This is a genomic window from Roseomonas sp. TS2, from assembly GCF_058833935.1.
Map to the genome: position 1 here is coordinate 1 of NZ_JCACVY010000052.1, position 24,909 is coordinate 24,909.

25 protein-coding genes and 1 pseudogene are annotated in these 24,909 nt (G+C 75.6%); 13 read left to right on the forward strand and 13 right to left on the reverse strand.

Annotated features, from left to right (window positions below; genetic code table 11):
* Positions 1-51 precede the first annotated feature (51 nt).
* Positions 52-1,662 carry a hypothetical protein gene (locus ACZJYS_RS10690; RefSeq protein ID WP_493177804.1) on the reverse strand — a complete coding sequence of 537 codons (1,611 nt, stop codon included), beginning with the start codon at positions 1,660-1,662 and terminating at the stop codon, positions 52-54.
* Positions 1,663-1,757: 95 nt separating this feature from the next.
* Positions 1,758-2,135: a winged helix-turn-helix domain-containing protein gene (locus tag ACZJYS_RS10695; protein ID WP_109515931.1), complete on the reverse strand. Its 378-nt coding sequence runs from the start codon at positions 2,133-2,135 to the stop codon at positions 1,758-1,760.
* 76 nt (positions 2,136-2,211) lie between these two features.
* On the opposite strand from ACZJYS_RS10695, the gene modA reads away from it, so the two are divergent.
* The 4 genes from modA to ACZJYS_RS10715 all read left to right on the forward strand — a co-directional run bounded on the left by modA (position 2,212) and on the right by ACZJYS_RS10715 (position 6,096).
* Positions 2,212-2,979, forward strand: coding sequence for a molybdate ABC transporter substrate-binding protein (gene modA, locus ACZJYS_RS10700; RefSeq protein WP_493177806.1), 768 nt, complete (start codon positions 2,212-2,214; stop codon positions 2,977-2,979).
* 37 nt (positions 2,980-3,016) lie between these two features.
* Complete coding sequence (modB, locus tag ACZJYS_RS10705) at positions 3,017-3,706, forward strand: molybdate ABC transporter permease subunit (RefSeq protein WP_493177808.1); 690 nt, start codon at positions 3,017-3,019, stop codon at positions 3,704-3,706.
* Positions 3,703-4,806, forward strand: coding sequence for a molybdenum ABC transporter ATP-binding protein (gene modC / locus ACZJYS_RS10710; protein WP_493177812.1), 1,104 nt, complete (start codon positions 3,703-3,705; stop codon positions 4,804-4,806). The genes modB and modC overlap by 4 nt, the downstream gene beginning before the upstream one ends.
* 81 nt (positions 4,807-4,887) lie before the next feature.
* Positions 4,888-6,096, forward strand: coding sequence for an MFS transporter (locus ACZJYS_RS10715; RefSeq protein ID WP_493177814.1), 1,209 nt, complete (start codon positions 4,888-4,890; stop codon positions 6,094-6,096).
* Between the two features lie 4 nt (positions 6,097-6,100).
* On the opposite strand, the gene ACZJYS_RS10720 is transcribed toward ACZJYS_RS10715, so the two are convergent.
* The gene (locus ACZJYS_RS10720) at positions 6,101-6,817 is read right to left on the reverse strand and encodes a TVP38/TMEM64 family protein (protein WP_493177817.1); all 717 of its coding nucleotides are present in this window, start codon (positions 6,815-6,817) and stop codon (positions 6,101-6,103) included.
* The gene (locus tag ACZJYS_RS10725; protein WP_493177818.1) at positions 6,814-7,617 is read right to left on the reverse strand and encodes a glycosyltransferase family 2 protein; all 804 of its coding nucleotides are present in this window, start codon (positions 7,615-7,617) and stop codon (positions 6,814-6,816) included. The genes ACZJYS_RS10720 and ACZJYS_RS10725 overlap by 4 nt, the downstream gene beginning before the upstream one ends.
* A 163-nt stretch (positions 7,618-7,780) precedes the next feature.
* On the opposite strand from ACZJYS_RS10725, the gene ACZJYS_RS10730 reads away from it, so the two are divergent.
* From ACZJYS_RS10730 to ACZJYS_RS10745, 4 genes are read left to right on the forward strand one after another with little or no spacing between them, the layout of a single operon-like run.
* Entirely contained in the window at positions 7,781-8,851 is a 1,071-nt protein-coding gene (locus ACZJYS_RS10730; RefSeq protein WP_493177821.1) for a COX15/CtaA family protein, read from the forward strand.
* Positions 8,852-8,873: 22 nt separating this feature from the next.
* Positions 8,874-11,123 (forward strand): PAS-domain containing protein, encoded by a 2,250-nt coding sequence (locus tag ACZJYS_RS10735; protein ID WP_493177823.1) that lies wholly within the window; start codon positions 8,874-8,876, stop codon positions 11,121-11,123.
* Positions 11,120-12,547, forward strand: a complete 1,428-nt coding sequence (tldD, locus tag ACZJYS_RS10740; protein WP_493177826.1) for a metalloprotease TldD — start codon at positions 11,120-11,122, stop codon at positions 12,545-12,547. The genes ACZJYS_RS10735 and tldD overlap by 4 nt, the downstream gene beginning before the upstream one ends.
* Positions 12,544-13,014 carry a GNAT family N-acetyltransferase gene (locus ACZJYS_RS10745; protein ID WP_493177828.1) on the forward strand — a complete coding sequence of 157 codons (471 nt, stop codon included), beginning with the start codon at positions 12,544-12,546 and terminating at the stop codon, positions 13,012-13,014. The genes tldD and ACZJYS_RS10745 overlap by 4 nt, the downstream gene beginning before the upstream one ends.
* A 106-nt stretch (positions 13,015-13,120) precedes the next feature.
* Here ACZJYS_RS10745 and ACZJYS_RS10750 read toward each other — a convergent pair whose 3' ends face one another.
* The gene (locus ACZJYS_RS10750) at positions 13,121-13,696 is read right to left on the reverse strand and encodes a hypothetical protein (RefSeq protein WP_109515581.1); all 576 of its coding nucleotides are present in this window, start codon (positions 13,694-13,696) and stop codon (positions 13,121-13,123) included.
* Positions 13,696-14,178 (reverse strand): hypothetical protein, encoded by a 483-nt coding sequence (locus ACZJYS_RS10755; RefSeq protein ID WP_109515580.1) that lies wholly within the window; start codon positions 14,176-14,178, stop codon positions 13,696-13,698. Before ACZJYS_RS10755 ends, ACZJYS_RS10750 begins: the two co-directional genes overlap by 1 nt.
* A 567-nt stretch (positions 14,179-14,745) precedes the next feature.
* On the opposite strand from ACZJYS_RS10755, the gene ACZJYS_RS10760 reads away from it, so the two are divergent.
* From ACZJYS_RS10760 to ACZJYS_RS10775, 4 genes are read left to right on the forward strand one after another with little or no spacing between them, the layout of a single operon-like run.
* Entirely contained in the window at positions 14,746-16,065 is a 1,320-nt protein-coding gene (locus tag ACZJYS_RS10760) for a cobyrinic acid a,c-diamide synthase CobB (protein ID WP_493177833.1), read from the forward strand.
* Positions 16,065-17,084: a nicotinate-nucleotide--dimethylbenzimidazole phosphoribosyltransferase gene (gene cobT, locus ACZJYS_RS10765; RefSeq protein ID WP_493177836.1), complete on the forward strand. Its 1,020-nt coding sequence runs from the start codon at positions 16,065-16,067 to the stop codon at positions 17,082-17,084. Before ACZJYS_RS10760 ends, cobT begins: the two co-directional genes overlap by 1 nt.
* The gene (gene cobS / locus ACZJYS_RS10770) at positions 17,081-17,839 is read left to right on the forward strand and encodes an adenosylcobinamide-GDP ribazoletransferase (RefSeq protein ID WP_493177839.1); all 759 of its coding nucleotides are present in this window, start codon (positions 17,081-17,083) and stop codon (positions 17,837-17,839) included. Before cobT ends, cobS begins: the two co-directional genes overlap by 4 nt.
* A 7-nt stretch (positions 17,840-17,846) precedes the next feature.
* Complete coding sequence (locus ACZJYS_RS10775) at positions 17,847-18,965, forward strand: cobalt-precorrin-5B (C(1))-methyltransferase (RefSeq protein ID WP_493177841.1); 1,119 nt, start codon at positions 17,847-17,849, stop codon at positions 18,963-18,965.
* Positions 18,966-19,052: 87 nt separating this feature from the next.
* Here the strand turns inward: ACZJYS_RS10775 and cobM are convergent, their stop codons facing one another.
* The 3 genes and pseudogenes from cobM to cbiE form a co-directional block, all read right to left on the reverse strand.
* Positions 19,053-19,814 carry a precorrin-4 C(11)-methyltransferase gene (gene cobM, locus ACZJYS_RS10780; protein ID WP_493177843.1) on the reverse strand — a complete coding sequence of 254 codons (762 nt, stop codon included), beginning with the start codon at positions 19,812-19,814 and terminating at the stop codon, positions 19,053-19,055.
* Between the two features lie 4 nt (positions 19,815-19,818).
* Positions 19,819-20,190 carry a cobalamin biosynthesis protein gene (locus tag ACZJYS_RS10785; protein WP_493177857.1) on the reverse strand — a complete coding sequence of 124 codons (372 nt, stop codon included), beginning with the start codon at positions 20,188-20,190 and terminating at the stop codon, positions 19,819-19,821.
* Between the two features lie 18 nt (positions 20,191-20,208).
* A pseudogene (gene cbiE / locus ACZJYS_RS10790) lies at positions 20,209-21,426 on the reverse strand (precorrin-6y C5,15-methyltransferase (decarboxylating) subunit CbiE); the annotation flags it as partial.
* Between the two features lie 11 nt (positions 21,427-21,437).
* Between cbiE and ACZJYS_RS10795 the strand changes: the two are divergent.
* A complete protein-coding gene (locus tag ACZJYS_RS10795) occupies positions 21,438-22,193 on the forward strand; it encodes a cobalt-precorrin-6A reductase (RefSeq protein ID WP_493177845.1) in 756 nt (251 codons plus the stop codon).
* Here ACZJYS_RS10795 and cobJ read toward each other — a convergent pair.
* From cobJ to ACZJYS_RS10815, 4 genes are all read right to left on the reverse strand, one after another.
* Positions 22,163-22,921 carry a precorrin-3B C(17)-methyltransferase gene (gene cobJ / locus ACZJYS_RS10800; RefSeq protein ID WP_493177847.1) on the reverse strand — a complete coding sequence of 253 codons (759 nt, stop codon included), beginning with the start codon at positions 22,919-22,921 and terminating at the stop codon, positions 22,163-22,165. The genes ACZJYS_RS10795 and cobJ overlap by 31 nt on opposite strands.
* 136 nt (positions 22,922-23,057) lie before the next feature.
* Positions 23,058-23,786, reverse strand: a complete 729-nt coding sequence (locus tag ACZJYS_RS10805; RefSeq protein ID WP_493177849.1) for a precorrin-2 C(20)-methyltransferase — start codon at positions 23,784-23,786, stop codon at positions 23,058-23,060.
* Positions 23,783-24,412 (reverse strand): precorrin-8X methylmutase, encoded by a 630-nt coding sequence (locus ACZJYS_RS10810; RefSeq protein WP_493177851.1) that lies wholly within the window; start codon positions 24,410-24,412, stop codon positions 23,783-23,785. The genes ACZJYS_RS10805 and ACZJYS_RS10810 overlap by 4 nt, the downstream gene beginning before the upstream one ends.
* Positions 24,409-24,909, reverse strand: a 501-nt coding sequence (locus ACZJYS_RS10815) for a ferredoxin-like domain-containing protein (RefSeq protein WP_493177855.1), incomplete at its 5' end; no start/stop codon positions are given. The genes ACZJYS_RS10810 and ACZJYS_RS10815, both read right to left, overlap by 4 nt.

A 24,909-nucleotide genomic window follows, 5' to 3' on the forward strand; every position in this document is an offset into this window, starting at 1 on the left:
GAAAGGGGTTCCCCCCCCGCGCCCGCTCTTTTCCCTCCCGGCTCAGCCGGCTCAGCCGGCCAGGGCGGCCTCGCGGCGCAGCAGCCGCAGCGGCTGGATGCGCACCACCGCCCCCTCCAGCGGGCCGCCGCGGATCTGGAACACCGTCTCCAGCTCGCCCGTGTCGCTCGGGTTCTCGAAGGGCAGTTCCAGCGTCATCTCCGCGCCGGGCTTCAGCTCGGCCACCGGCACCGTCACCCGTGCCAGCTCCCGCCCCGGCACGCCCTTCATGATCTTGATATCAAACATCTTGGCGCGCGGCGGTACCGGCAGGATCGAGTTCTCCGGCGGCTCGGGCGCGGGCGGCACGGCCTCGAAGGTCAGCCGCGCCCGCAGCAGCCAGGCGCCGCGCGGGATGCGGATATAGGGGCCGAAGGCGATGGTGACCTTGTCGGACAAGGTCACCACCAGCGCGCCATTCTCCCGCTGGTGCGCCTGGCCGGAGCGCAGCAGCTCCGTCTCCACCGGGAAGTCCGGCTTCTGGCTGTGGAACAGGCTGCGGAAGTAGCGGCCCTGCGAGGGGCGCTTCTCCGGCTCGGCCGGCTCCGGCAGGCCGCTGCCGTGCAGCGGCACGCCGGGCGGCGGCTCGGCGCCCAGCTTGCCCCGCACCGTGTCGCGGATCAGCGAGACGTAGCGGCCGAGATGGCGCGCGAGCCAGGCGCGGCGCTCCTCGTCCGTCTGCCGCGGGCGGCCCAGGCCGGGCTTCAGCACGGAGGCGAAGTCGGCATCCTTGCGCAGCGGCACGACGTTGAAGTGGGCGCCGAAATCCTCGCCCAGCAGGGCGCGCCGGTCGATGCCGAGCAGCGTCACGTCCAGCCCCAGCGTCCAGGCCGGCAGCGCGCCGTGCACGCGCAGCGAGATCAGGCTCTCGGCGGTGGCGAGGTAGCGGATGAAGCTGTCGGCGTCGCCGAACTCGACATGCGGGATGTCCAGCTCGTCCAGCATCTGCATGTCCTGCTCGTCATGCGCGATGAAGATGCGGCTGGGGTCGGCCTCGTGCAGCTGGCGGAGGAAGAGGTGGACGTCGGCATCCACCCGGTTCCAGAAGCTGGCCGTGCCGTTCAGCACGGAGACGAGCTGCTCCTTGCGGCGGAACAGCGGGCGCGGCTCGAACAGCGCCGAGAAGAAGCCGGGGCAGGGCATCGGCTGGTGCGCGATGCCCAGGGTGTTGAACACCGCGTCGCCCGCCATGTCGCGGCAGGTGACGAGGTCGAAGCCGCCATAGCGGCGGTAGTAGCCGGCGGAGCCCGCGCCCTGCACGCGCTCGGCGAAGGCGCGGTCGGCGGCCGGGCGGTCCTCGCCGAAGGCGTCGAAGTAGAAGGCGCCGGCGCCGAGGTTGATCTTCACCGGCACGTCGCTCTCCGCCACCTCGGCGATGCGCTCGACGTTGCGGCTGACCGTGCCGGAGTTGAGGATCTGCGGCGTGCCGCAGATGATGGCGATGTCGGTGTCCGCCGGCAGCGGCTCGCGGTCCGAGAGGTAGCGGATGGTCTCGTGGTGCGGGCCGATGGCGGCGTGCATGATGTTGCGCACGCCGCGATAGATCACGCGGTCGCCGACATTCAGCAGCAGGCCGCCGGCCTGGTCGGGGAGCGTCAGGTAGGTGACCCTGAGGGCGGACATGGTGTCTCCAGTCGGTTTCGCCTGGCCGGATAGGCTCGTCGCGGGGCGCGGGCGACTATATGGCCGACGGCGGAACGGGGAAACAGATCCGCGCGTCAGCCCGCGGCCGTGGCCCGCAGCAGGGCGCGCAGCGCCTCCACCTCGGGCGCCACGGCGGCCTCGGCCTTGGCCTGCATGCGGCGGTAGGCGCCGAGCACCGCCTCGCCCAGCGCGGTGAGGCGCGCGCCCCCGCCGCTGCTGCCGCCGCGCGAGGCCTGCACCAGGGGCTGGCCGAACTCCGCCTCCAGCGCCTCCAGCAGCCGCCAGGCGCGGGCGTAGGACATGCCGGTGGCGCGGCCGGCGGCGCTGATCGAGCCCAGCTCGGCCACCGCCTGCAGCAGGTCGGCCTTGCCGGGGCCGAGCTGCGCCGCGCCCACCACCGCCACCCGCAGATGCCGCACCGCCGGCGGCGCGCCGTTCCGCCCCTGTTCCATGGCGGGCAGCAAAGCATGCGGGCGGGCCGCATTCCAGGCTTGCCGTTGTATCCGACGGAACATAACGTCGCCGCCCATGCAACGCCGCGCCCTGCTCGGCAGCCTGCTGGCTGCTCCCGCCCTCCTGCCGTGCCGCGCTGCGCAGGCGCAGGCGCCTGCTGCCCTCACCGTCTTCGCCGCGGCCAGCCTGCAGGATGCGCTGAAGGCGCAGGACGCGGCCTGGCGGGCGGCGGGCGGGGCGCCGCTGCGCCTGTCCTTCGCTTCCTCCTCGGTGCTGGCGCGGCAGATCGGGCAGGGTGCGCGAGCCGACCTCTTCGCCTCGGCCGACGAGCCCTGGATGGACTACCTGCAGCAGCGCGGCCTGATCCGGCCGGAGACGCGCGCCCCCGTGCTCGGCAACACGCTGGTGCTGGTGGCGCCGGCCGACCAGCCGGCGCCGGTTGCGCCGGCCGGCATCGCCGCGCGGCTGGGCGCGGGCGGGCGGCTGGCGGTGGGCGACCCCGCGCATGTGCCGGCCGGCCGCTACGCCGAGCAGGCGCTGGCGCAGCTCGGCCTGTGGGATGCGCTGCGCCCCCGGCTGGCGCGGGCCGAGAATGTGCGCGCGGCGCTGCTGCTGGTGGAGCGGGGCGAGGCGCCGCTCGGCATCGTCTACGGCACCGACGCGGCGGCGAGCGACCGGGTGGCGGTGGTCGGCCGCTTTCCCGCCGGCAGCCACCCGCCCATCACCTATCCCTTCGCCCTGACGCGGGAGGCCGCCCCCGGCGCCGGGGCGCTGCTGGCCTTCCTGAAGGGCCCGCAGGCCGCGCCCGGCTGGCGCCGCGCCGGCTTCTCCCTGCCCGAATGAGAGGAGCGGGGAGGCCCGGGAAAGGCGCGCGCCGCCGATGCTGACGCCGGAGGAATGGGAGGCCGTGCGCCTCTCGCTGAGCGTCTCGCTGCGCGCCGTGGCCTTCTCCCTGCCCCCCGCCATCCTGGTGGCGCTGGCCCTGGCGCGCGGCCGCTTCCCCGGCCGCACGCTGCTCGACGCCGTGGTGCACCTGCCCCTGGTGGTCCCGCCCGTCGTCACCGGCTGGGCGCTGCTGATGCTGTTCGGCCTGCGCGGCCCGCTCGGCGCGCCGCTGGCCGAGTGGTTCGGCATCCGCCTGGCCTTCACCAGCGCCGGCGCCGCCCTGGCCACGGCGGTGATGACCTTCCCGCTGATCGTCCGCGCCATCCGCCTCTCGCTGGACGGGCTGGACCGCGGGCTGGAGGAGGCGGCGGCGACGCTCGGCGCCGGGCGGCTGGACCGCTTCCTGACCGTGACCGTGCCGCTGATGGCGCCCGGCATCCTCTCCGGCGCGGTGGTGGCCTTCGCGGCGGGGCTCGGCGAGTTCGGCGCCATCATCACCTTCGCCTCCAACGTGCCGGGGGAGACGCAGACCCTGCCGCTGGCCATCTACACTGCCACCCAGGTGCCGGGGGGCGAGGCGGCGGCGGCGCGGCTGGCGGGCATCGCCTTCGCGCTGGCCATCGCCGGGCTGCTCTCGGCCGACCTGCTCTCGCGCCGGCTGGCGCGGCTGCTGGGCCGGCCATGAGCGTGATGCTGGAGGTCGCGCTGCGCCACCGGCTGGGCGCCTTCGCGCTGGAGGCCGAATTCACGGCGCCGGCGGGGGTGACGGTGCTGTTCGGCCCCTCGGGCAGCGGCAAGTCCAGCATCCTGGCGGCGGTGGCCGGGCTGCTGCGCCCGGCCGAGGGCCGCGTGGCACTGGCGGGCGCGCCGCTGACCGACACGGCGGCCGGGCTGTTCCTGCCGCCGGAGCGGCGGCGCTGCGCCACGGTGTTCCAGGAGGGGCGGCTGTTCCCCCACCTCTCCGTCGAGTCGAACCTGCGCTACGGGCTGCGCCGCGCGCCCCGCGGCGCCGAGGGGCCGGGCTTCGCCGAGGTGGTGGCGCTGCTCGGGCTGGAGGGGCTGCTGGGCCGCCGCCCGGCGCGGCTCTCGGGCGGCGAGAAGCAGCGCGTGGCGCTCGGCCGCGCCCTGCTGGCCCGCCCGCGCCTGCTGCTGCTGGACGAGCCGCTGGCGGCGCTCGACGCGCCCCGCCGGCAGGAGGTGCTGCCCTTCCTGGAGGCTTTGCGCGACCGCGCCGGCCTGCCCATGCTCTACGTCACCCACGCCATCGATGAGGCGGACCGGCTGGCGGACACGCTGGTGCTGCTGGAGGGCGGCCGCGTGCTGGCGCATGGCCCCCTGGCGGCGCTGACCGCGCGCACCGACCTGCCCCTCCTGGCCGCGCGGCGCGACGCCGGCGTGGTGCTGCCCTGCCGCGTGGCGGCGCAGGACCGCGCGGCCGGGCTGACGCTGCTGGACTTCCCCGGCGGGCGGCTCTCCATCTCCTGGCGGGATGCGCCGGTGGGCGCGGCGCTGCGGCTGCGCGTGCGGGCGCGGGACGTGGCGGTGGCGCTGCCTGGCGGCGCGCTGGCCGGAACCCTGCCTTCCACCCTCTCGCTCGGCAACGTGCTGCCCGCCACGCTGCGGGCGGTGGAGGCGCTGGGCGAGGCGGAATGCTTCCTGCGGCTGGCGGTGGGCGAGAGCCTGCTGCTGGCGCGGGTGACGCGCGAGGCGGTGGCGCGGCTGGGGCTGCGGCCGGGCCAGGAGCTCCTGGCGCTGGTCAGCGCCGTCTCGGCCGGGCAGGGCTGAGGGAGGCGGGCGGCCGTTGCCGCCCGCCTCCGGCTGCGGCACACCGCAGGGCCTGAGGAAACGCGCAAGGCCCCGCCCACCATGACAGCCTCCCCCGCGCCGGAAGGGCGCACCCGCGTGCTGCTCGCGCTCTGCGGCTGCGTCGTGCTCTGCATGACCACCTGGTTCTCCGCCGCCGCGGTGCTGCCGCAGCTGCGCGCGCTCTGGGCGGTCTCCGAGGCGGTGGCGGGGTGGCTCACCATCGCCGTGCAGCTCGGCTTCGTGCTGGGCGCGCTGGGCGCGGCGCTCACCGGCCTGCCGGACCGGCTGCCGCCGCGCACGCTGATGGCCGCCTCGGCCCTCGGCGCGGCGCTGGCCAACCTGGCGCTGCTGGCGGCGCCGGGGCCGGGCAGCGCCATCGTGCTGCGCGTCGCCACGGGCGTGCTGATGGCCGGCCTCTACCCGCCGGCGCTGAAGCTCGTCGCCACCTGGTTCCGGAGCGGGCGCGGCGTGGCGCTGGGCAGCGTCATCGGCGCGCTCACCCTCGGCTCGGCGCTGCCGCACGCGGTGAATGCGGGGGGCGGGCTGCCCTGGCAGGGCGTCATCCTGGCGGCCAGCGCGGCCACGCTGGCGGGGGGCGTCGGCGTGCTGCTGTTCCTGCGCGAGGGGCCCTACCCCTTTCCGCGCGCCCGGTTCGAGCCGGCGCGGCTGCGGCAGGCGCTGGGCAACCGGGCGGTGCTGCTCGCCACCGGCGGCTATCTCGGCCACATGTGGGAGCTCTACGCGATGTGGAGCTGGATGCTGGCCTTCCTCGCCGCCCGGCCCGGCGCCACCGGCGGCGATGCCTCGCTGCTCACCTTCCTCATCGTCGCCGCCGGCGCGCCGGCCTGCGTGCTGGCCGGCTGGCTGGCGGACCGGCTGGGCCGCACCACCCTCACCATCGGGCTGATGGCGCTCTCGGGCGGCTGCGCCGGGCTGATCGGCTTCGCCTGGGCGGGGCCGGCCTGGCTGCTGCTGGCCATCGGCCTGCTCTGGGGCGCCACGGTGATCGCCGATTCGGCGCAGTTCTCGGCGGTGGTGACGGAGGTGGGCGACCCGGCGCTGGTCGGCACGGCGCTCACCGCGCAACTCGGCCTCGGCTTCGGGCTGACGGCGCTGGCCATCTGGCTGCTGCCGCTGGCCGCCGGGGCGCTGGGCGGCTGGCAATGGGCCTTCCTGGTGCTGGTGCCGGGGCCGCTGCTCGGCATCCTCTGCATGGCGCGGCTGCGGGCGCTGCCGGAGGCGCGGCGCATCGCCGGCGGGCGGCGCTGAGGGCTCAGCCCTCCTCCGCCTCCATGGCGCGCCCGGCGCGGTGCCGCCGCAGCAGCAGCACGCCGATCAGCGCCGAGCCGAGGAACAGCACCCCCGCCAGCACCAGCTGCGAGCTGCGCTCCACCGCCACGCCGGCGCCGGCCAGGGTGAAGATGGCGGTCTGCGGCACGTAGCCCAGCGCCGAGGCGGCCAGGAAGGGCAGGGCGGGAAGGCCGGAGAGGCCGGCCAGCAGGTTCAGCGCCAGGTTGTTGCCCACCGGCAGCAGCCGCAGCGCCAGGGTGGCGCCGAAGGGGCTGGCCGCCAGCGCGTCCCGCAGCGGCCGCAGGCGGCGGCCGAAGCGGCCGGCCAGGCGCCGCTCCGCCCAGCCGCGCCCGACCATGCGGGCCCAGCCATAGGCGGCGGCGCAGCTCAGCACCTGCGCCAGCATCGAGAGCGCCAGCCCCGGCCACGGCCCCAGCGCATAGCCGCCGAGGAAGGCGATGGCCTGCCGGGGCACGCCCACCGCCGCCGCCACCGTGCCCACCAGCAGGAAGGCGGCCTCGCCCCACAGCGTCTGCTCCAGGCCGAAGCGGCGCACCCAGGCCTCGGCCTGGGCGCCGCCCGGGGCGCCGCCCAGCTCGCGCAGCAGCCAGCCGCCGAGCGCGAGGCCGGCCGCCAGCAGCAGCATGCGCCCCAGCGCGGCGAAGGGGCTGCGGCGGGCGGCGGGCCCCTGCGGGCTCATTCGGGCGTGGCGGCCAGCGATGAGGGCGGCGATGAGGCTGGCGATGAGGCCGTCGTTGATGCCGGCGGGGCGGCGAGGAGCTGCGGCCGCTTCCAGCGGCGCTGCAGCCACATCACGCCCAGGATGTCGGTGACGCCCACCGCCAGCCGGTCCAGCGTGCCGTAGTTGGACTGGCCGCGCAGCCGGGGGCGGTGGTTCACCGGGCGGCTCACCACCCGGCCGCCCTGGCGCAGCACCAGGGCGGGGAGGAAGCGGTGCATGTGGTCGAAGGCCGGCAGGCTCAGGAACAGCGCGCGCGGGAACAGCTTCAGGCCGCAGCCGGTGTCCGGCGTGGCGTCGCCCAGCAGCCGGGCGCGGATGCCGTTGGCGAGGCGGCTGGAGAGGCGCTTCACCTGGTTGTCGCGCCGGTTGACGCGCCAGCCCGCCACCATCAGGGGCGGCTGGCCGGGCGTGCCATGCGCCCGCGCATAGTCCCAGAGGGCGGGGATGTCGGCCGGGTCGTTCTGCCCGTCGCCGTCCAGCGTCGCGATCCAGGCGCCGCGCGCGGCCCGCACGCCGGTGACGATGGCGGCCGACTGCCCGCAGGAGACGGCATGCCGCAGCACCACCAGCGCCGGCACCGTCGCCCGCAGGCCGGCCAGCGCCTCGGCCGTGGCGTCGGACGAGCCATCATCCACATAGATGATCTCGTGCGGCACGCCGGAGAGGGCGGCACCGATCTCGGCCACCAGCGGCGCGATGTTGGGCGCCTCGTTCCGCACGGGGACGACGACGGAGAGGAGGGGGTCGGCAGGGCTCATGCCGGTGCTTTCGGCTGCGGCGGTGCGCGGATGGTCCGGCATGGGCGCGCGGGGTAGCAGCCATGGGCGGGGCCGACAAGCCGTCGCGGGTCCGCCCCGCTGCATTGCTAATGCGTCCTGGCGGACCACCTCTGCCAGAAACCCTATGCTAGAGTGGCGCGCCATGCCTTTCGATCCGCACCCTCCACATTCCGCCCGCCAGGACAGCCGCCGCGCCATCGCCGGGTGGCTGCTCGGCGTCGCCGGCCTGATCTGGGCCATGGTGGCGCTGGGCGGCGCCACGCGCCTCACCGGCTCGGGCCTGTCCATCATGGAATGGGCACCGCTCTCCGGTGCCCTGCCGCCGCTCTCCGAGGCCGAGTGGCAGCGCCTCTACGACCTCTACCGCACGATCCCGCAATACGAGCTGGTCAACCGCGGCTTCGGGATCGAGGGCTTCAAGCAGATCTTCTGGCTGGAATGGGCGCACCGCCTCTGGGGGCGGATGATCGGCCTCGCCTTCCTGCTGCCGCTGGTCTGGTTCTGGGTGCGCGGGCGCATCCCGGCCGGGCTGAAGCCGCGCCTGCTGCTGCTGTTCGCGCTGGGCGGGCTGCAGGGGGCGGTGGGCTGGTTCATGGTCGCCTCCGGCTTCGAGGCGGACCGCACCGCCGTCTCCCCCTACCGGCTGGTGCTGCATCTGGGCCTCGCCCTGGTGCTCTACGGCATGGTGCTCTGGACGGCGCTCGGCCTGCTGCGGCCGGAGCGCACCGGGCCCCGCCAGCCCGCCGGGCTGCGCCGCCTGGTGCACGCCACGGCCGGGCTAGTGGTGCTGGCCATGCTGGCGGGCGGCTTCGTCGCCGGGCTGCGCGCCGGCCTCACCTACAACACCTTCCCGCTGATGGACGGCCAGCTTATCCCCGAGGGCTATGCCCAGCTCTCCCCCTTCTGGAACAACCTGACGACCAACATCGCCGCCGTGCAGTTCAACCACCGCCTGCTGGCCACCCTGGCGGGCGTGGCGGCGCTGGCCGCCGCCGCCTGGGGGGCGCGCGCCCTGCCGGCCGGCTTCGCCCGCGGCGCCGTGCTGGCGCTGGGCGGGGTGGTGGCGCTGCAATACGTGCTGGGCGTCGCCACCCTGGTGATGGTGGTGCCGGTCTGGCTCGGCACGCTGCACCAGACCGTGGCCGTCGGCGTCCTCACCGCGGCGCTGGTGGCGCTGCACGCCCTGCGGCCGCCCCGCATGGCCGCCCGATGAGCATCTCCATGAGCCGACCACCATGAGCCAGGGCATGGCGCCGGGCGATCTGCCCCTGGCGGTGCTGCGGGCGCTGCCCGCCGCCGTCTTCGTCTTCGACGGGACCGGGCGGCTGGCCATGGCCAACGCGGCCGCCTACGACGTGCTGGGCATGACCCCCGAGCCGCCGCTGGAAGGCCGCGCGGTGGCCGACATCATCCGGCTCATCGCCTATAGCGGCCTGTACGGGCCGGGCGACCCGGAGGCGCAGACGGCCACCGCCCTGGCGGCGGACCGCAACCAGAGGCTGCGCCGCACCGCCCGCACCACCGATGGCCGCTGGTTCGATCTGCTCTCCGAGCCCCTGCCGGATGGCGGCTGGATCAGCCTGGTGGTCGACGTCACCCTGCACCGCCGGGCACTGGAGACCAGCCACCTGCGGGAGCGGCTGACCGACCACGCCCTGCGCTACCACCCCTCCGGCATCGGCCTCTACGACGCCCAGGCCCGGCTGGTGCTGTTCAACGAGGCCTATGAGCGGATCCTGGAGATGCCGCCCGGCACGCTGCGGCTCGGCATGACCTTCGAGGCGGTGTTCGACCAGATGGCGCTGCACCAGGCCATGGAGCCGCAGCTGGCCGAGACGCTGCGGCAGCAGCGCATGGCCATCGACCGCAGCCGGCCGCACCAGCAGGTCCGCCAGCGCCCGGATGGCCGCGCCATCAGCTCCATCAGCCAGCCGACGCCGGAGGGCGGCTTCCTCGTCTCGCTGCAGGACGTGACGGAGCTGCAGCAGGCGCGCAACGAGGCCACCCGCCGCGCCGCCCTTCTGGACGGCGTGCTGGCGGCGCTGCCGCACGGCGTCTGCGTCTATGGCCCCGACCGGCGGCTGAGCATGGTCAACGACGCCTATCAGCGCCTGCTGAAGGGCGCCGAGCTGCGGGTGGGCGAGCACCTGATGGAGATCTGCCGCCGCCGCGAGGCGCAGGGCGAGTACGGGCCGGGCGTCACCGCCGAGATGGTGTTCCGCCGCCAGTTCGCGTTCAGCCCCACGGGCCGCGAGCGCACCCGGCCCGACGGCACCGTGGTCAGCACGCATGGCGCGATGCTGCCCGATGGCGGGCACATCGCGGTGGTGAGCGACGTCACGCCCCTGCGGCGGGCCGAGGCGGCCGCCCAGCAGCGCGCCAGCCTGCTGCAGGCCATGCTCGACAGCATGCGCCATGGCGTCTGCCTGTTCGACGCCGAGCACAAGGTCGTCGCCGCCAACGCCCTGGCGGCGCGCATGATCGGGCTGCGGCCCGAGGACATGGCGCCCGGCACGCCGCTCGCGGTGCTGCGCCGCCGGCAGTACGAGACCGGCGAGTTCGGCACCGGCGCGGCCGCGGACGAGCTCTACACCAGCCGCGCGGTCAACCTGGTGCCACGGCTGGACCGCTACAGCCGCATCCGCCCCGATGGCTCGGTGCTCGAGATCACCACCGATCCGACGCCGGATGGCGGCTATGTCCGCACCTACACGGACGTGACCGAGGAGCGGCGCGTGCGTGCCGCCATCGAGCATGCCCGCGCCCTGGCCGAGGAGGCGGACGCTGCCAAGAGCCGCTTCCTGGCCACCATGAGCCACGAGCTGCGCACCCCCCTGAACGCCGTGATCGGCTTCTCGGAGGCGTTGCAGGCCGAGCCGCAGGGGCCGCACGTGGCCGAGTTCGCCGGCACCATCCTGGAGGCCGGCCGCCACCTGCTCTCGCTGATCGACGAGATCCTGGAGGTGGCCAAGGCCGGCACCGGCACGCTGGCGGCCGAGACCCGCCCGCTCCATCTGGCCAGCGTGCTGGAGGGCGCGGTGCGGCTGATGCGCAACGGTGCCGAGGCCGGCGGCGTCGCGCTCTCGGTGGAGGCGCTGCCGGCCCTGCCGCGCGTGCTGGCCGATGAGCGGCGGCTGCGCCAGGTGCTGCTCAACCTGCTCTCCAACGCGGTGAAGTTCACCCCGCAGGGCGGCGCGGTGCGGATCGGCGCCGCGCTCCTGCCGGATGGCGGGGTGGAGGTACGCATCGCCGATAACGGCATCGGCATCGAGCCGGGGCAGCTTGAGCGGGCCTTCGAGCCCTTCGTGCAGTTGGAAACCACCCATGCCCGGCGCTATGCCGGATCGGGGCTGGGCCTCTACCTGGCGCGCGCCCTGGCGCAGTCGATGGGCGCCACGCTGGCCCTGGAGAGCACGCGGGGCCTGGGCACCGTCGCGCGGCTGCGGCTCGAGGCGGCGGAACAACAACAGGAGCAGACGGAATGAGCGCAATCGAGACCACCGACCGGCTGTTCTTCCGCGACCTCGACCGCACCGCGGCGGAGCGCCAGCTCGCGGAGGCGCTCTCCGGCGCCGAGGATGGCGAGCTGTTCCTGGAATATGTGGAGAGCGAGGCGATCAGCCTCGACGATGGCCGCATCCGCTCCGCCAGCTTCGACGCCACGCGCGGCTTCGGCCTGCGCGCCGTGGCCGGCGAGGCGGCCGGCTACGCGCATGGCGGCGAGATCTCGGAGGCCGCGCTGGCCCGCGCCGCCGCCACGGTGCGCGCCGTGGCGGCCGGCCATTCCGGCCATCTCGCCGTGGCGCCGCGCGCCACCAACGCCCGCCTCTACGACGACGCCAACCCCCTCTCGGCCCTGGAATTCCCGGCCAAGACGGCGCTGCTGGCGGAGATCGACGCCTATGCCCGCGGCCGCGACAGCCGCGTGACGCAGGTGATGGCCAGCCTGACCGGCGAGTGGCAGGCGGTGCAGGTGCTGCGCGCCGGCGGCGAGCGGGTGGCCGACCTCCGCCCGCTGGTGCGGCTGAACGTCTCGGTGGTGGTGGAGCAGGGCGGGCGGCGCGAGACCGGCAGCCACGGCCTCGGCGGCCGCTTCGGCTACAGCCGCGTGGTGGGCGAGGCGGTGTGGAAGGCGGCGGTGGACGAGGCGCTGCGCCAGGCGGTGCTGAACCTCGACAGCATCCCCGCCCCGGCCGGCGAGATGGAGGTGGTGCTCGGCCCCGGCTGGCCCGGCATCCTGCTGCACGAGGCGATCGGCCACGGGCTGGAGGGCGACTTCAACCGCAAGAAGACCTCGGCCTTCGCCGGGCTGCTCGGCCAGCGCATCGCCGCGCCCGGCATCACGGTGGTCGATGACGGCACCATCCCCGACCGGCGCGGCAGCCTGACGGTGGATGACGAGGGCACCCCCTCCGGCCGCACCGTGCTGATCGAGGACGGCATCCTGACCGGCTTCCTGCAGGACCGGCAGAACGCCCGGCTGATGGGCGTGGCCGCCACCGGCAATGGCCGCCGCCAGAGCCATGCCCATGCGCCGATGCCGCGCATGACCAACACCGTCATGCTGGGCGGCAACACGCCGCCGGAGGAGATCCTCGCCAGCGTCAGGCGCGGCATCTGGGGGGTGAATTTCGGCGGCGGGCAGGTGGACATCACCAGCGGCAAGTTCGTCTTCTCGATGTCCGAGGCCTACCTGATCGAGGACGGCAAGGTGGGCGCGCCGGTGAAGGGCGCCATGCTGATCGGCAACGGGCCGGAGGCGCTGACCCGCGTCTCCATGATCGGCGACGACATGGCGCTCGACCCCGGCATCGGCACCTGCGGCAAGCAGGGGCAGGGGGTGCCGGTGGGCGTCGGCCAGCCGACGCTGAAGATGAACGGCCTGACCATCGGCGGAACGGCGGTGTGAGCCTCCCGCCGCTCAGGCCCGCCCGGCCGGAGGAGGCGGAGGCCCTCGCCGCCCTGGTGGGGCGGGCCTATGCCGCCTACCTGCCCGTCATCGGCCGCCGCCCGGCGCCGATGGACGACGACTACGCCGCCCGCATCGCCGCCGGCCAGGCCTGGGTGCTGGAGGCGGAGGATGGCGGACTGGCCGGGCTGCTGGTGCTGGAGGCGGCCGGCAGCCATCTCTGGCTGGAGAACGTCGCGGTCGATCCGGCGCGGCAGCGGGCCGGCCTCGGCCGGGCGCTGATGCGCTTCGTGGGCGGGGAGGCGCTGCGCCGCGGCCTGCCCGAGGTGCGGCTGCTGACCAATGAGCGGATGGAGCGCAACCTCGCCTTCTACGCCCGGCTGGGCTTCGCCGAACTGGAGCGGCGCGAGGAGAAGGGGTTCCGCCGCGTCTACATGGCCATCCCGGCGGAGCGGCTGGCCGGGTAGGCGGCAGGGCGTAGGCGGCAGGACCGGCAGAGGACCGGGCCGGGAGAGGACCGGGCCGGGAGAGGATCGGGCCTTCCCCGGCCCGATCCGTGTCAGAGCATCCGTGTCAGCGCGCGCGGCGGGTGGGCGTGGTGCTGCGCGCCGGCGTGGTGCTGCGGGCGGGCGCCGTGCTGCGCGCCGGGGCGGTGCTGGTGGCCGGCGGCGCCGTGACGCGCGGCGTGACGGCGGCAGGCGTCGCCGCCGCGGCGCCGGGCTCGACCGTCACGTTCACCTTCACGCTGGTGGAGCCGGGCAGCAGCCGCACCACGAAGCTGTCGGCGCCCGAGAAGCCGGGGTCCGGCGTGTAGTCGATGCGCGTCCAGTCGCCCACGCTGTGCACATGCACGCGGCCGCGCGACGGGCGGCTGGTCAGCAGCCCGGCATCGAACGGCTCCGGCCCGGGGCGGGAGACCCGGACGGCGCACCAGCCGCCATCGTTGCGCACCGTCATCGGCACGTCGGTCTGCTGGGCATCGACCAGCTTCGGCTCGTCCTGCACGGTGCAGAGCTGCGCGGCGCCCTGCAGGTCGGCGGCGAAGATCGGCCGCTTGGATTGCAGGGCGGCCGGGCCGGACTGGGGCTGGGCACAGGCGGCGAGCAGGGCCGGCAGGGCCAGCGCGGCCCAGGCAGCATGAAGGCGCATCAGCGGGAAGCCCGGCGGGTGGGAGCGGGGGCGGCGGGCGCCGAGGCGCTGGAGACGCAGCTGCCCAGCGTGGCCGGCAGCAGGTCCTTGGCGGCGGCGTAGGGCGCCAGCTCGGTGGCGGAGGGCAGGGCCATCACTTCCTCGAACAGCCGCGCGTTGCGGGCGCAGAAATCGGCGCCGATGCGGTTGGCTTCCTGGGCGCGGGCATTGGCCAGGTTGGTGATGAAGGTGTCGTTCGCCCGCTGCCCGGCGCGGCGGTCGCGCCCGGTGAAGTGCCGGATCACCGCCATGTCGTTGCTGCTCAGCGTCGAGCGGTAGCGGGTGATGAAGTCGTTGTAGGGCTTCTCGGTGTCGCAGGTGGTGGCGACGACCATCAGCTCCGTCTTCAGGGCCGAGAGTTCGAACATCGCCTGCGCCTCAGGATCGGCGCAGCGGAAGGGCGCGGCCATCGCGGCGGTGGAGGCGAACAGGGTGCTGAGCATGAGCAACCCCGCCAGGCCACGGCGGACCCTGCTGGACGACGCCCCGGCGAGGGAGGTGGTCGGGCGCATGTCTGGAAGCGGGTGGCGCTGAACCATACCCATCTCCTCTCCGTTCTTGATACTGCGCGCGGTGACTGCCGCGGACTGGCTGCGGAAAACTGGAATGGCGCGGGCGGGCGTGGCCGTGCCCGTGTCCCGGTCCGGTTCCCGCCCCGGGCAGGGAGGCACCGCGACCGGATGCCGGCTCCGGCCCCCGCCCGGGCGCGCCCGGAACGGGGAGCGGCGGGGCCGGAACGGCCGGAAGGCATCAGGGCTGCGGCGCGGTGGTGCCCGGCGCTGGAATACCGTGCCGGCCTGGACCAGGGCAAGGGAGAGAACGCCCCGGCCCGCCGATTGTGCGTTCGCGAAATCAAGTTGTTACGCCATATTGCTGCGCTGGCGTCTGCACTGTGTTCCCGGTGCATCAGGCCGCGCCGCCGGATGGCAGGCACCGGCGCCGAATCGTGCTAAGCCGCGCCACCCCGCCTCCTGGCCCTCCGGCGCCCGGCGCGGGGCTGGAGCAGGCGCATGACCACGCATGGATGGATCGTCGCGGCGCCCCGCTCGGGCGCAGGCAAGAGCACCCTGACCCTGGCGCTGCTGGCCGCGCTGCGCCGGCGCGGCCTGGCAGTGGGCGCCGCCAAATCCGGCCCTGACTACATCGACCCCGCCTTCCACGCCGCCGCCTGCGGCCGCCCCAGCCGCAACCTGGACAGCTGGGCCATGCCGGGGCCGCTGCTCGACGCCACGGCGCGCGCGGCGGCGGAGGGGCTCTCCCTGCTGCTGGTCGAATCGGCCATGGGGCTGTTCGACGGCGCGGGGGGCGCGCCCGGCCGCCAGGGCAGCGCCGCCGATCTCGCCGCGCGGCTCGGCCTGCCGGTGCTGCTGCTGCTCGACGTCTCCGGCCAGTCGCAATCGGCCGCCGCGGTGGCGCATGGCTTCGCCACGCTGCGGCCGGATGTGCGGGTGGGCGGCGTGGTGCTGAACCGCGTGGCCAGCCCCCGGCACCGCCGCGGCGCGGCCGAGGCCATCGCCGCGGCCGGGCTGCCGGTGCTGGGCGCCCTGCCGCGCGAGGACGCCATCGCCCTGCCGGAGCGGCATCTGGGGCTGGTGCAGGCGCGCGAGCTGGGTCACCTGCCGGGGCTGCTGGAGCGGCTGGCCGACCTCGCCGAGTCGCATCTCGACCTGGAGGCGATCCTGGCCGACGCCGCGCCCCTGGCCATGCCGCCCGCCGCCGCCGCCCGCCCGCTGCCGCCGCCGGGCCAGCGCGTGGCCGTGGCGGAGGATGCCGCCTTCAGCTTCCTCTACCCCCACATCGCCGAGGGCTGGCGGCAGGCCGGCGCCGCGCTGGTGCCCTTCTCCCCGCTGGAGGACGCGCCGCCGCCCGAGGATTGCGACGCCTGCTGGCTGCCCGGCGGCTACCCCGAGCTGCACGCCGGAAGGCTGGCCGCCGCCACGCGCTTCCTGGCCGGCCTGCGCCGCTTCGCCGCCACCCGCCCCGTGCATGGCGAGTGCGGCGGCTACATGGTGCTGGGCGAGGGGCTGGAGGATGCGGAGGGCCAGCGGCACGCCATGGCCGGGCTGCTCGGCCACGCCACCAGCTTCGCGCGGCGGAAGATGAACCTCGGCTACCGCGAGGCGCGGCTGCTGGAAGGCGGCGTGCTCGGCCCGGCCGGCGCGGTGCTGCGCGGGCACGAATTCCACTACGCCACGGTCACCACCCCGGGCGGGGACCCGCCGCTGGCCACGCTGCGCGACGCCGCGGGCGCCGATCTCGGCCCCGGCGGCGGGCGGCGCGGCCGGGTCAGCGGCAGCTTCTTCCACGTCATCGCCGCGCAGGAGCCGTGATGCCCGCCTATCCCAGCCTCGATGCCCTCCGCGCCGCCTGCGCCGCCCTTCCGGCGGGCGACGAAGCCGCCGCCGCCGCCGTGGCGGCCCGCCAGGCACGGCTGACCAAGCCGCCCGGCAGCCTGGGCCGGCTGGAGGAACTCGCCGCCTGGATGGCGCGCTGGCAGGGCCGCGCTCTGCCAATGCTGGAGCGGGTGCAGGTGCTGGTCTTCGCCGGCAATCATGGCGTGGCGGCGCGCGGCGTCTCGCCCTACCCGGCGGCGGTGACGGCGCAGATGGTGGCCAATTTCGCCGCCGGCGGCGCCGCCATCAACCAGCTCGCGGCGGTGGCCGGGGCGGCGCTGCGCGTGGTGCCGCTGGCGCTCGACACCCCGACCAAGGACTTCACCGCCGCCCCCGCGATGGACGAGGCGGCGTTCCTGGACGCGGTGAACCAGGGCGCCGCCGCGCTGGAGCCGGGGGTGGGGCTGCTCTGCCTGGGCGAGATGGGCATCGGCAACACCACCGCCGGCGCGGCGCTGGCCGCCGCGCTGTTCGGCGGCGGCGGCGCCGCCTGGGCCGGGCGCGGCACAGGCGTGGATGAGGCCGGCCTCGCCCGCAAGCGCGCCGCGGTGGATGCCGCCCTCGCCTGCCACGCCCCCGCGCTCGCCGACCCGCTGGAGGCCGCGCGCCGCCTCGGCGGGCGGGAGCTGGCGGCGATCCTCGGCGCCACGCTGGAAGCGCGGCGCAGGGGCGTGCCGGTGCTGCTGGACGGCTTCGTCTGCACCGCCGCCGCCGCGCCGCTGGCGCGCCTCGCCCCCGGCGGGCTGGACCATGCGCGGGTGGCGCATCGCTCGGCCGAGGCGGGGCACGCAAGGCTGCTGGCGGCGCTCGGCCAGGCGCCGCTGCTCGATCTCGGGATGCGGCTGGGCGAGGGTTCGGGCGCCGCGCTCGCCGTGCCGCTGCTGCGCGCGGCGCTGGCCTGCCACGCCGGCATGGCCACCTTCGACGAGGCGGGCATCTCGGGCGCGGCCGGATGAGCGGCTGGCTCATCGGCTGGCTGGCCGCGCGCCGGGCGGAACTCGGCGCGGCGCTCGGGCTGATGACGCGCCTGCCGCTCGGCCGCTGGCCGATGCCGGAGGCGCCGGAGGGCTTCGCCCGCGCCGCCTGGGCCTATCCGCTGGCCGGCGCGCTGGCGGGGGGGCTGGCGGGGGGAGCGCAGGCGCTGCTGCTCTGGGCCGGGATGCCGCCCGCCCTGGCCACGGCCTGGGCGCTGGCCGCCCTGCTGCTGCTGACCGGCGCCCTGCACGAGGACGGGCTGGCCGACATGGCCGACGGTTTCGGCGGCGGGCGGGACCGCGAGCGCAAGCTCGCCATCATGCGCGACAGCCGCATCGGCAGCTATGGCGCGCTGGCGCTGCTGCTCTCGCTCGGGCTGCGCGGGGCGGCGCTGGCGCTGCTGGCCTCGCCGCTGGCCTGGGCGGCGGCGGGCGCGCTCTCCCGCGCCGCGCTGCTCCTCCCGCTCGGCCTGCTGCGCCCGGCGCGGGCGGACGGGCTGGCCGCCGGGCTCGGCCGTGCGGGCGTGCCGCCGGGCCTCGCGCTCGGGGTGGGGCTGGCCTTCCTGCTGCTGCCGGCGGGCGCCGCGCTCGCCGCCACGCTCGCCGCCGCCCTGGTCGGGCTGGGCGTGGCCTGGCTGGCGCGGCGGCAGGTGGGCGGCCATACGGGCGACATCCTGGGCGCCTGCGCGGTGCTGGCCGAATGCGCCGCGCTCTCGGCGCTCAGCCTCGGGCGGTAGGCGCCGCATGACAGGCGCGGCGCGGGGCGATACAGCTTGCCCCGTGCACGAGCAGAACCCCCCGCTGCGCCGTGGCTGGACCACTGGCGCCTGCGCCACGGCGGCGGCCAAGGCCGCCTTCGCCGCGCTGCGGACCGGCGCCTTCCCCGACCCGGTGACCATCACCCTGCCGCGCGGCGAGCGCCCCGCCTTCGCCCTGGTCGAACACGCCTTGCTGCCGGATGGCGGCGCCATGGCCGCCGTGGTGAAGGATGCCGGCGACGACCCGGACGTGACGCATGGCGCGCTGATCCGCGCCACGGTGCGCGCCCTGCCGCCCGGCTCCGGCGTGGTGTTCGCCGCCGGCGAGGGGGTTGGCACCGTCACGCTGCCCGGCCTGCCGCTGCCGCCGGGCGAGCCCGCCATCAACCCGATGCCGCGCGCCATGATCCGCGCCGCGCTCGCCGAGGTGGCGGGCGGCGAGGCGGATGCGCGGGTGGAGATCTCCATCCCCGGCGGCGCGGCGCTGGCGGAGCGGACGATGAACCCGCGCCTCGGCATCCTGGGCGGGCTTTCGGTGCTGGGCACCACGGGCATCGTCGTGCCCTATTCCTGCGCGGCCTGGATCCATTCTATCCATCGCGGCATTGACGTGGCGCGGGCGGCGGGGCTGGCGTATGTGGCGGGCGCCACCGGCAGCACCAGCGAGGAAGCCATCCGCCGCCACCACGCCCTGCCCGAGCAGGCGCTGATCGACATGGGCGATTTCGTCGGCGGCATGCTGAAATACCTGCGGGCGCACCCGATCCCGCGCGTTACCATCGCGGGGGGCTTGGCCAAGCTCACCAAGCTGGCGCAGGGGCGGCTGGACCTGCATTCGCGGCGCGGCGCGGTGGACCTGCCGGCGCTGGCGGAACTGGCCCGCGCCGCGGGGGCGGGGGAGGCGCTGGCCGCGCGCATCGCCACGGCCAACACGGCGCTGGAGGCCTTCACCCTGGCTGGCGCCGAGGGCATCGGCCTGCCGCGCGTCGTGGCGGAGGAAGCCCGCCGGGTGGCGCAGCGCGTGGTGGAGGGGGCGCCCATCCGCGTCGGTGTCGCGCTGTTCGGCCGGGACGGGGCGCTGCTGGCCGAGAGCAGCGAAGATTAGAAGCAGAAGACATTTCGCGTTTGGCGCCACGCCAGACTGACAAAAGTTTTTTGGTTCTTTTTTCCAAAAAAGAACCCTTCCCTTTCTTCAATCATCCCGCCCGCGAAAGCGGCGCTGATAATCCGTGCTGTAGAGCGCGCTCTCGCGGAACCCCTCCGGCGCCAGGGCGGGCCCGACCAGGATCAGCGCCGTCCGCTCGGCCGGGGCCTCCTCCATGCGCGCCACGATATCGGCCAGGGTGCCGCGCACCACCCGCTCATCCGGCCAGGAGGCGCGCACCACCACCGCCACCGGGCAGTCGGCGCCGTAAAGCGGGGTGAGGGTCTCGACGATCCGCCCCAGCGCGTGGATGGCCAGGTGCAGCGCCAGCGTGGCGCCGGTGGCGCCGAAGGCCTCCAGCGTCTCGCGCGGGGGCATGGCGGAGGCGCGGCCGGAGATGCGCGTGAGCACCACGCTCTGCGCCAGCTCCGGCACCGTCAGCTCCCGCCCGAGGGCGGCTGCGGCGGCGGCGAAGGCGGGGACGCCCGGCGTCACGGTGTAGGGGATGCCGTGGCGCTCCAGCCGCCGCACCTGCTCCGCCATGGCCGACCACACGGAGAGATCGCCTGAATGCAGCCGCGCCACATCCTGCCCCGCCGCATGGGCGCGGAGGTATTCGGCCTCGATGGCGTCGAGGTCGAGCGGGGCGGTGTCCACCAGCCGTGCGCCGGGCGGGCAGTGGGCCAGCAGCGCCGGCGGCACGATGGAGCCGGCATAGAGGCAGACCGGGCAAGCCGCCAGCAGGTCCCGCCCGCGCAGCGTGATGAGGTCCGCGGCACCCGGTCCGGCGCCGATGAAATGCACGGTCATGGCCTTATTCCTCCAGCGAGAGGGCGCAGGTCACGCCCTCCCCCGTGATGCGCGGCAGCGCCAGGCGGCCACCCAGCGCCAGCGCGCAGCCCTCGGCGATGGCGGCGTAGCCGGTGGCGCGGCGCGCCGTCTCGGATGGGGTGGGGCATCGCGGCTGCACGGCGCCCAGCGCCTCCTCCTCGACCCAGTGCAGCGGCACGCCGAGCGTGGCCGCCGCCTCGGCCAGCGCCGCCACCTCGCGCCGGAACCAGGGCGCGGCGAGCGCCCCCACCGCGAGGCCGGAGCGCCGCTCGGCCTCCCGCACCAGGGCGACGATGGCCGCCGCCGAGACGCCGGGGCGCGCGCCGAGCCCGGCCACCGCCAAGGGGGAAGCCATCGCCGCGGCCGCGCCGGCCTCGGCCCATGGCTTCTCCGCCACGTATTGCGTCACCGTCATCGCCGGGCGGAAGCCGTGCATCGTGCCCACCCGGTCCAGGCGCTCCACGCCGAGGCGCGTCAGCGCGCCGCCCCAGCGGGCATGGGCGGCGTAGAGCACGGCCTCAGTCTCGATGGTCACGGCATTCGCCACCAGCCGGCCGCCGGGGCGCAGCGCCTGCCAGGCCGCCTCCAGCACGCCGGGCTGCCCGCCGCCGCCGCCCACGAACACAGCATCCGGCGCGGGCAGGCCGGCCAGGCCCTCCGGCGCGGCGGCGCGCACCAGGCGCAGCCCGGGCACGCCCAGCGCCAGCGCGTTGCGCGCCGCGCCCGCCGCCCGCTCCGGGCGCGGCTCCAGCCCGATGGCGCGGTTGGCCGGGTGGCGCAGCAGCCACTCGATCGCCACCGAGCCGCTGCCGCAGCCGATGTCCCACAGCAGCTCCCCCTGGCGCGGCGCCAGCATGGCCAGGGTCACCGCGCGCACCTCGCGCTTGGTGATCTGCCCGTCCTGCTCGAAGAACGCTTCCGGCAGGCCGGGCGCCAAGGGCAGAACCCGCGCGGCGGGGCCCGCCACCACCTCCAGCGCCAGCATGTTCAGCGGGTCCGGCGCATGGGCGAAGGCTTCCGCCTTGGTCTCATGGTGGCGCTCGCGCGGGCCGCCCAGCGCCTCCAGCACCACCATCCGCGTCGGCCCGAAGCCGTGGCGGCAGAGCAGCGCGGCGACCTGCGCGGGGGTGGCGGCATCGGCCGAGAGGGCCAGCAGCCGCGCGCCCGGCTGCAGCAGCGGCAGCAGCCGCTCCAGCGGCCGGCCGCAGAAGGAGATCGTGGCGCAATCCTGCATCGCCCAGCCCAGCCGCGCGCAGGCGAGCGCGAAGGCCGAGGGCGCCGGCAGGCACAGGAACTCCCCCGCCGCCACATGCCGCGCCAGCGTGGCGCCGATGCCGAAGCAGAACGGGTCGCCCGAGGCCAGGACGGCGGTGGGCCGGCCGCGCCGCGCCAGCAGGGCGGGCAGCCCGGCCAGCATCGGGCTGGGCCAGGGATGTGCCGAGCCGCTCAGATGCCCCGCCGCCAGCGCCAGGTGCCGCGCGCCGCCGAACACCGCCTCCGCCCCTTCCAGCAGGCTGCGCGCGGCGGGGGAGAGGCCCTCGACGCCATCCTCGCCCAGCCCGATGATGGAGAGCCAGGGTGTGCTGCTCATGACGGGGTGCGATGCGGGTTCTGCTGCTGGGAGGGACGACCGAGGCACGGGCGCTGGCGCAGGCGCTCGCCGGGGATGCGCGCTTCCGCGCCACCCTCTCGCTCGCCGGCGCCACGCGGGCGCCGCTGCCGCAGCCGCTGCCGGCGCGGGTGGGCGGCTTCGGCGGCGTGGCCGGGCTGGTGACCTACCTGCGCGCCGAAGGCATCGCGGCGCTGGTCGATGCCACCCACCCCTTCGCCGCGCAGATGACGCGCCATGCCGCCGCGGCCGCCGCCCTGGCGGGCGTAGCCCTGCTGCGGGTGGAGCGCCCCGCCTGGAGCCCCACGCCCGGTGATGACTGGCGCGAATTCCCGGACATGCCCGCCATCGCCGCCGCGCTGGGGGAAGCACCGCGCCGCGTCTGGCTGACGGTGGGGCAGAAGGAGCTGGTGCCCTTCCGCGCCGCCCCGCAGCACGACTACCTGATCCGCAGCGTCGATCCACCCGCGCCGGAGAGCCTGCCGCCGCGCGCCACCGTCATCGCCGCCACCGGCCCCTTCACGCTGGAGGGGGAGCGCGCCCTGCTGCGCGCCCACCGCATCGACGTGCTGGTGAGCAAGAATTCGGGCGGCACGGCCACCGAGGCCAAGCTCCAGGCGGCGCGCGAGGCCGGGCTGCCGGTGCTGCTGCTGGCCCGCCCGCCCGCGCCCGAAGGGCTGCGCGCCGTGCCGGATGCGGAGGCGGCGCTGGCCTGGCTTCACGCGCTGCGCGCCGAGCGAGGGGCGTAGAGCCAGGGGCGCCGCCCCTCGCCGCGCGGGATCAGCCGGCTTTGCGCCGTGCCGATCATCACCAGGGTGCGCATGTCGGCCCGCGCCGGGTCGGCCTCCGCGAGTGGCTGGATGGCGATGGCCTCCTCCGGCCGGCTGACGGCGGTGGCGAAGGCCACGGGGGTCCCGCCGGGCAACATCTCCCGCAGGATTTCCAGGGCACGGCCCAACTGCCACGGCCGCGCGCGCGAGATGGGGTTGTAGAGCGCCACCACGAATCCCGCCCCCGCCGCCGCCCGCAGCCGCTGCTCGACCAGCGGCCAGGGCTTGAGGTTGTCGGAGAGGGAGAGGGCGCAGAAATCATGCCCCAACGGCGCGCCGAGCCGGGCGGCGGCGGCGAACATGGCCGAGAGGCCGGGCAGTACCGCGACATCCAGCGCGCGCCAGGCCGCGGGGCCGCCCTCCAGCGCCTCGAACACGGCGCTGGCCATGGCGAACACCCCCGCATCGCCCGAGGAGACCACCGCCACCCGCGCCCCCTCCGCCGCCAAAGCGAGGGCGTGGCGGGCGCGCTCCAGTTCCTGCCGGTTGTCCGTCTCGTGGCGGCGCTGGCCGGGGGCGTGCGGCACACGGGCGACATAGGGGCCGTAGCCGATGATGTCGGTGGCCTCGGCCAGGGCCGCGCTGGCCTCGGGCGTGCGGAGGGAATCCGCGCCGGGGCCGAGGCCGATGATCTTCAGCCAGGACATGTAGCGCCTTCTTTTTCTGAAGAAAAAGAAGCAAAAAGACTTTTGTCAGTGGGGCACGGTCCCCCGTCGAAGCGGGACGCTAAACGGACAGAAGTTTTTTGGTTCTTTTTTTCAAAAAAGAACATGGCTTTTCTTGTCATCGGACCCCCTGCCGCCCTGGGACCAGCACCAGCGAGAAATAGGGGGCGGGGCTGTCGTCGCGTTCGGCGAGCGGCAGGATCACCTCGCCCGGCATGGTGCCGCGCTCGGCATAGAGGGCGCGCGCCGTCAGGCCCAGCGCGTCCAGCACGGCGCGCAGCTTGGGCAGGTTGCGGCCGAGCTTCATCACCACCGCCGCGTCGCACCGCCCCAGCGCCGCCGCCAGTTCCTCCGCCGGCATGGTGGCGGGGAGAACCGAGAGGATGTCGTCGCCATGCACCATCGGCGCCAGGGCGCGGGACCAGCAGCCGGACATGGCGGTGATGCCCGGCGTCACCTCCACCGGGAAGCGCGGTCGCAGCCGGTCGAACAGGTACATGGCCGAGCCGTAGAGGAAGGGGTCGCCCTCGCAGAGCAGCGCCACATCCTCGCCCGCGCCGAGGCGCCCGGCCAGCGTGGCGGCGCAGTCCTCGTAGAAGGCGGCCATGCCCGCGGCGTAGCGGCCATCCTCCACGGAGATCTCGGTGGTGTAGGGGTATTCGAAGCGCAGCGCCGCGGCGGCCGGGTTCAGGTGCGGCGTGGCGATCGTGAAGGCATGGCCCGGCCGGCCCCGCCTGGCGAAGAAGGCATAGGCCGGGGCGCGCGCCAGGATGCGCGCGGCGCGCAGCGTCACCAGCTCCGGATCGCCGGGGCCGACGCCCAGGATGTGCAGCGTGCCGAACGTCATTCCCGCTCCGTCGCCAGGGCGTTGATTGCGGCCACCGCCATGGCGCTGCCGCCCTGCCGGCCTTCCACGATCATCCAGGGCACGAGGTTCCACGCCGATAGCGCCGCCTTCGACTCGGCGGCGCCGACGAAGCCCACCGGCAGGCCGATGATGGCGGCGGGCGGCGGCGCGCCCGCGTCGAGCAGCTCCAGCAGGTGGAACAGCGCGGTGGGCGCGTTGCCGATGGCCACCACCGCGCCGCGCAGCGTCTCCCCCCAGAAATCCAGCGCGGCGGCGGAGCGGGTGTTGCCGATGGCGCGGGCATGCTCCGGCACGCGCGGGTCGTCCAGCAGGCAGAGGATCTCGTTGGCGGCGGGCAGGCGCGGGCGGGTGATGCCCTGCGCCACCATCTTGGCGTCGCACAGCACCGGCGCCCCGGCGCGCAGCGCGGCCTCGGCTGCGGCGGTGAAGCCGGGGGCGAAGCGGATGTGCCGCGCCACCTCCACCAGCCCGCAGGCATGGATGACACGCACCGCGACACGCGCCTCGGCGGCGGTGAAGCCGGCGAGGTCCGCCTCCGCCCGGATGGTGGCGAAGGATTTCTCATAGATCGCCGCGCCGTCGCGGATGTAGTCGTAGCCGCTCATTCCTGTTCCAGTCCGGCTCGTTCCAGTTCGGCCGCCGCTTCGGCAAGGGTCAGCCCGGTGCGGAGCGGTGAATCCCCGGCGCGGGCCTGGCGCAGCAGGGCATAGCCATCGGGCGCCGCCACCAGCACCGCCGTCGCCGGCGCGGGATGCGCGCAGCCTTTGGCGCAGCCCGAGAGATGCAGCAAGCCCTTCGCCGACACCGCCCCGCGCGCCAGCAGGGCGCGGGCATCGGCGCGGGTGTCGGCCTGGCCGCTGGCGCAGCCCGCCGCGCCCGGGCAGGCCACCACGCGGCGGCGCGGATCGGCCGGGTCCGTGATCCAGCCGGCGGTGGCCCGCGCCAGCGCGGCAGGGCGGCGGACGCCCGCCAGCAGCAGCGCGCGCCAGGGGGTGAGGCGCAGCGTGCCGTCGCCGAATTCTTCTGCCAGATCCGCCAGGGCGGCGAGGCCCGCCCCGTCCAGCACGCCGAATTCCGGGGCGAGGCCGAAGGCGCCGCGACC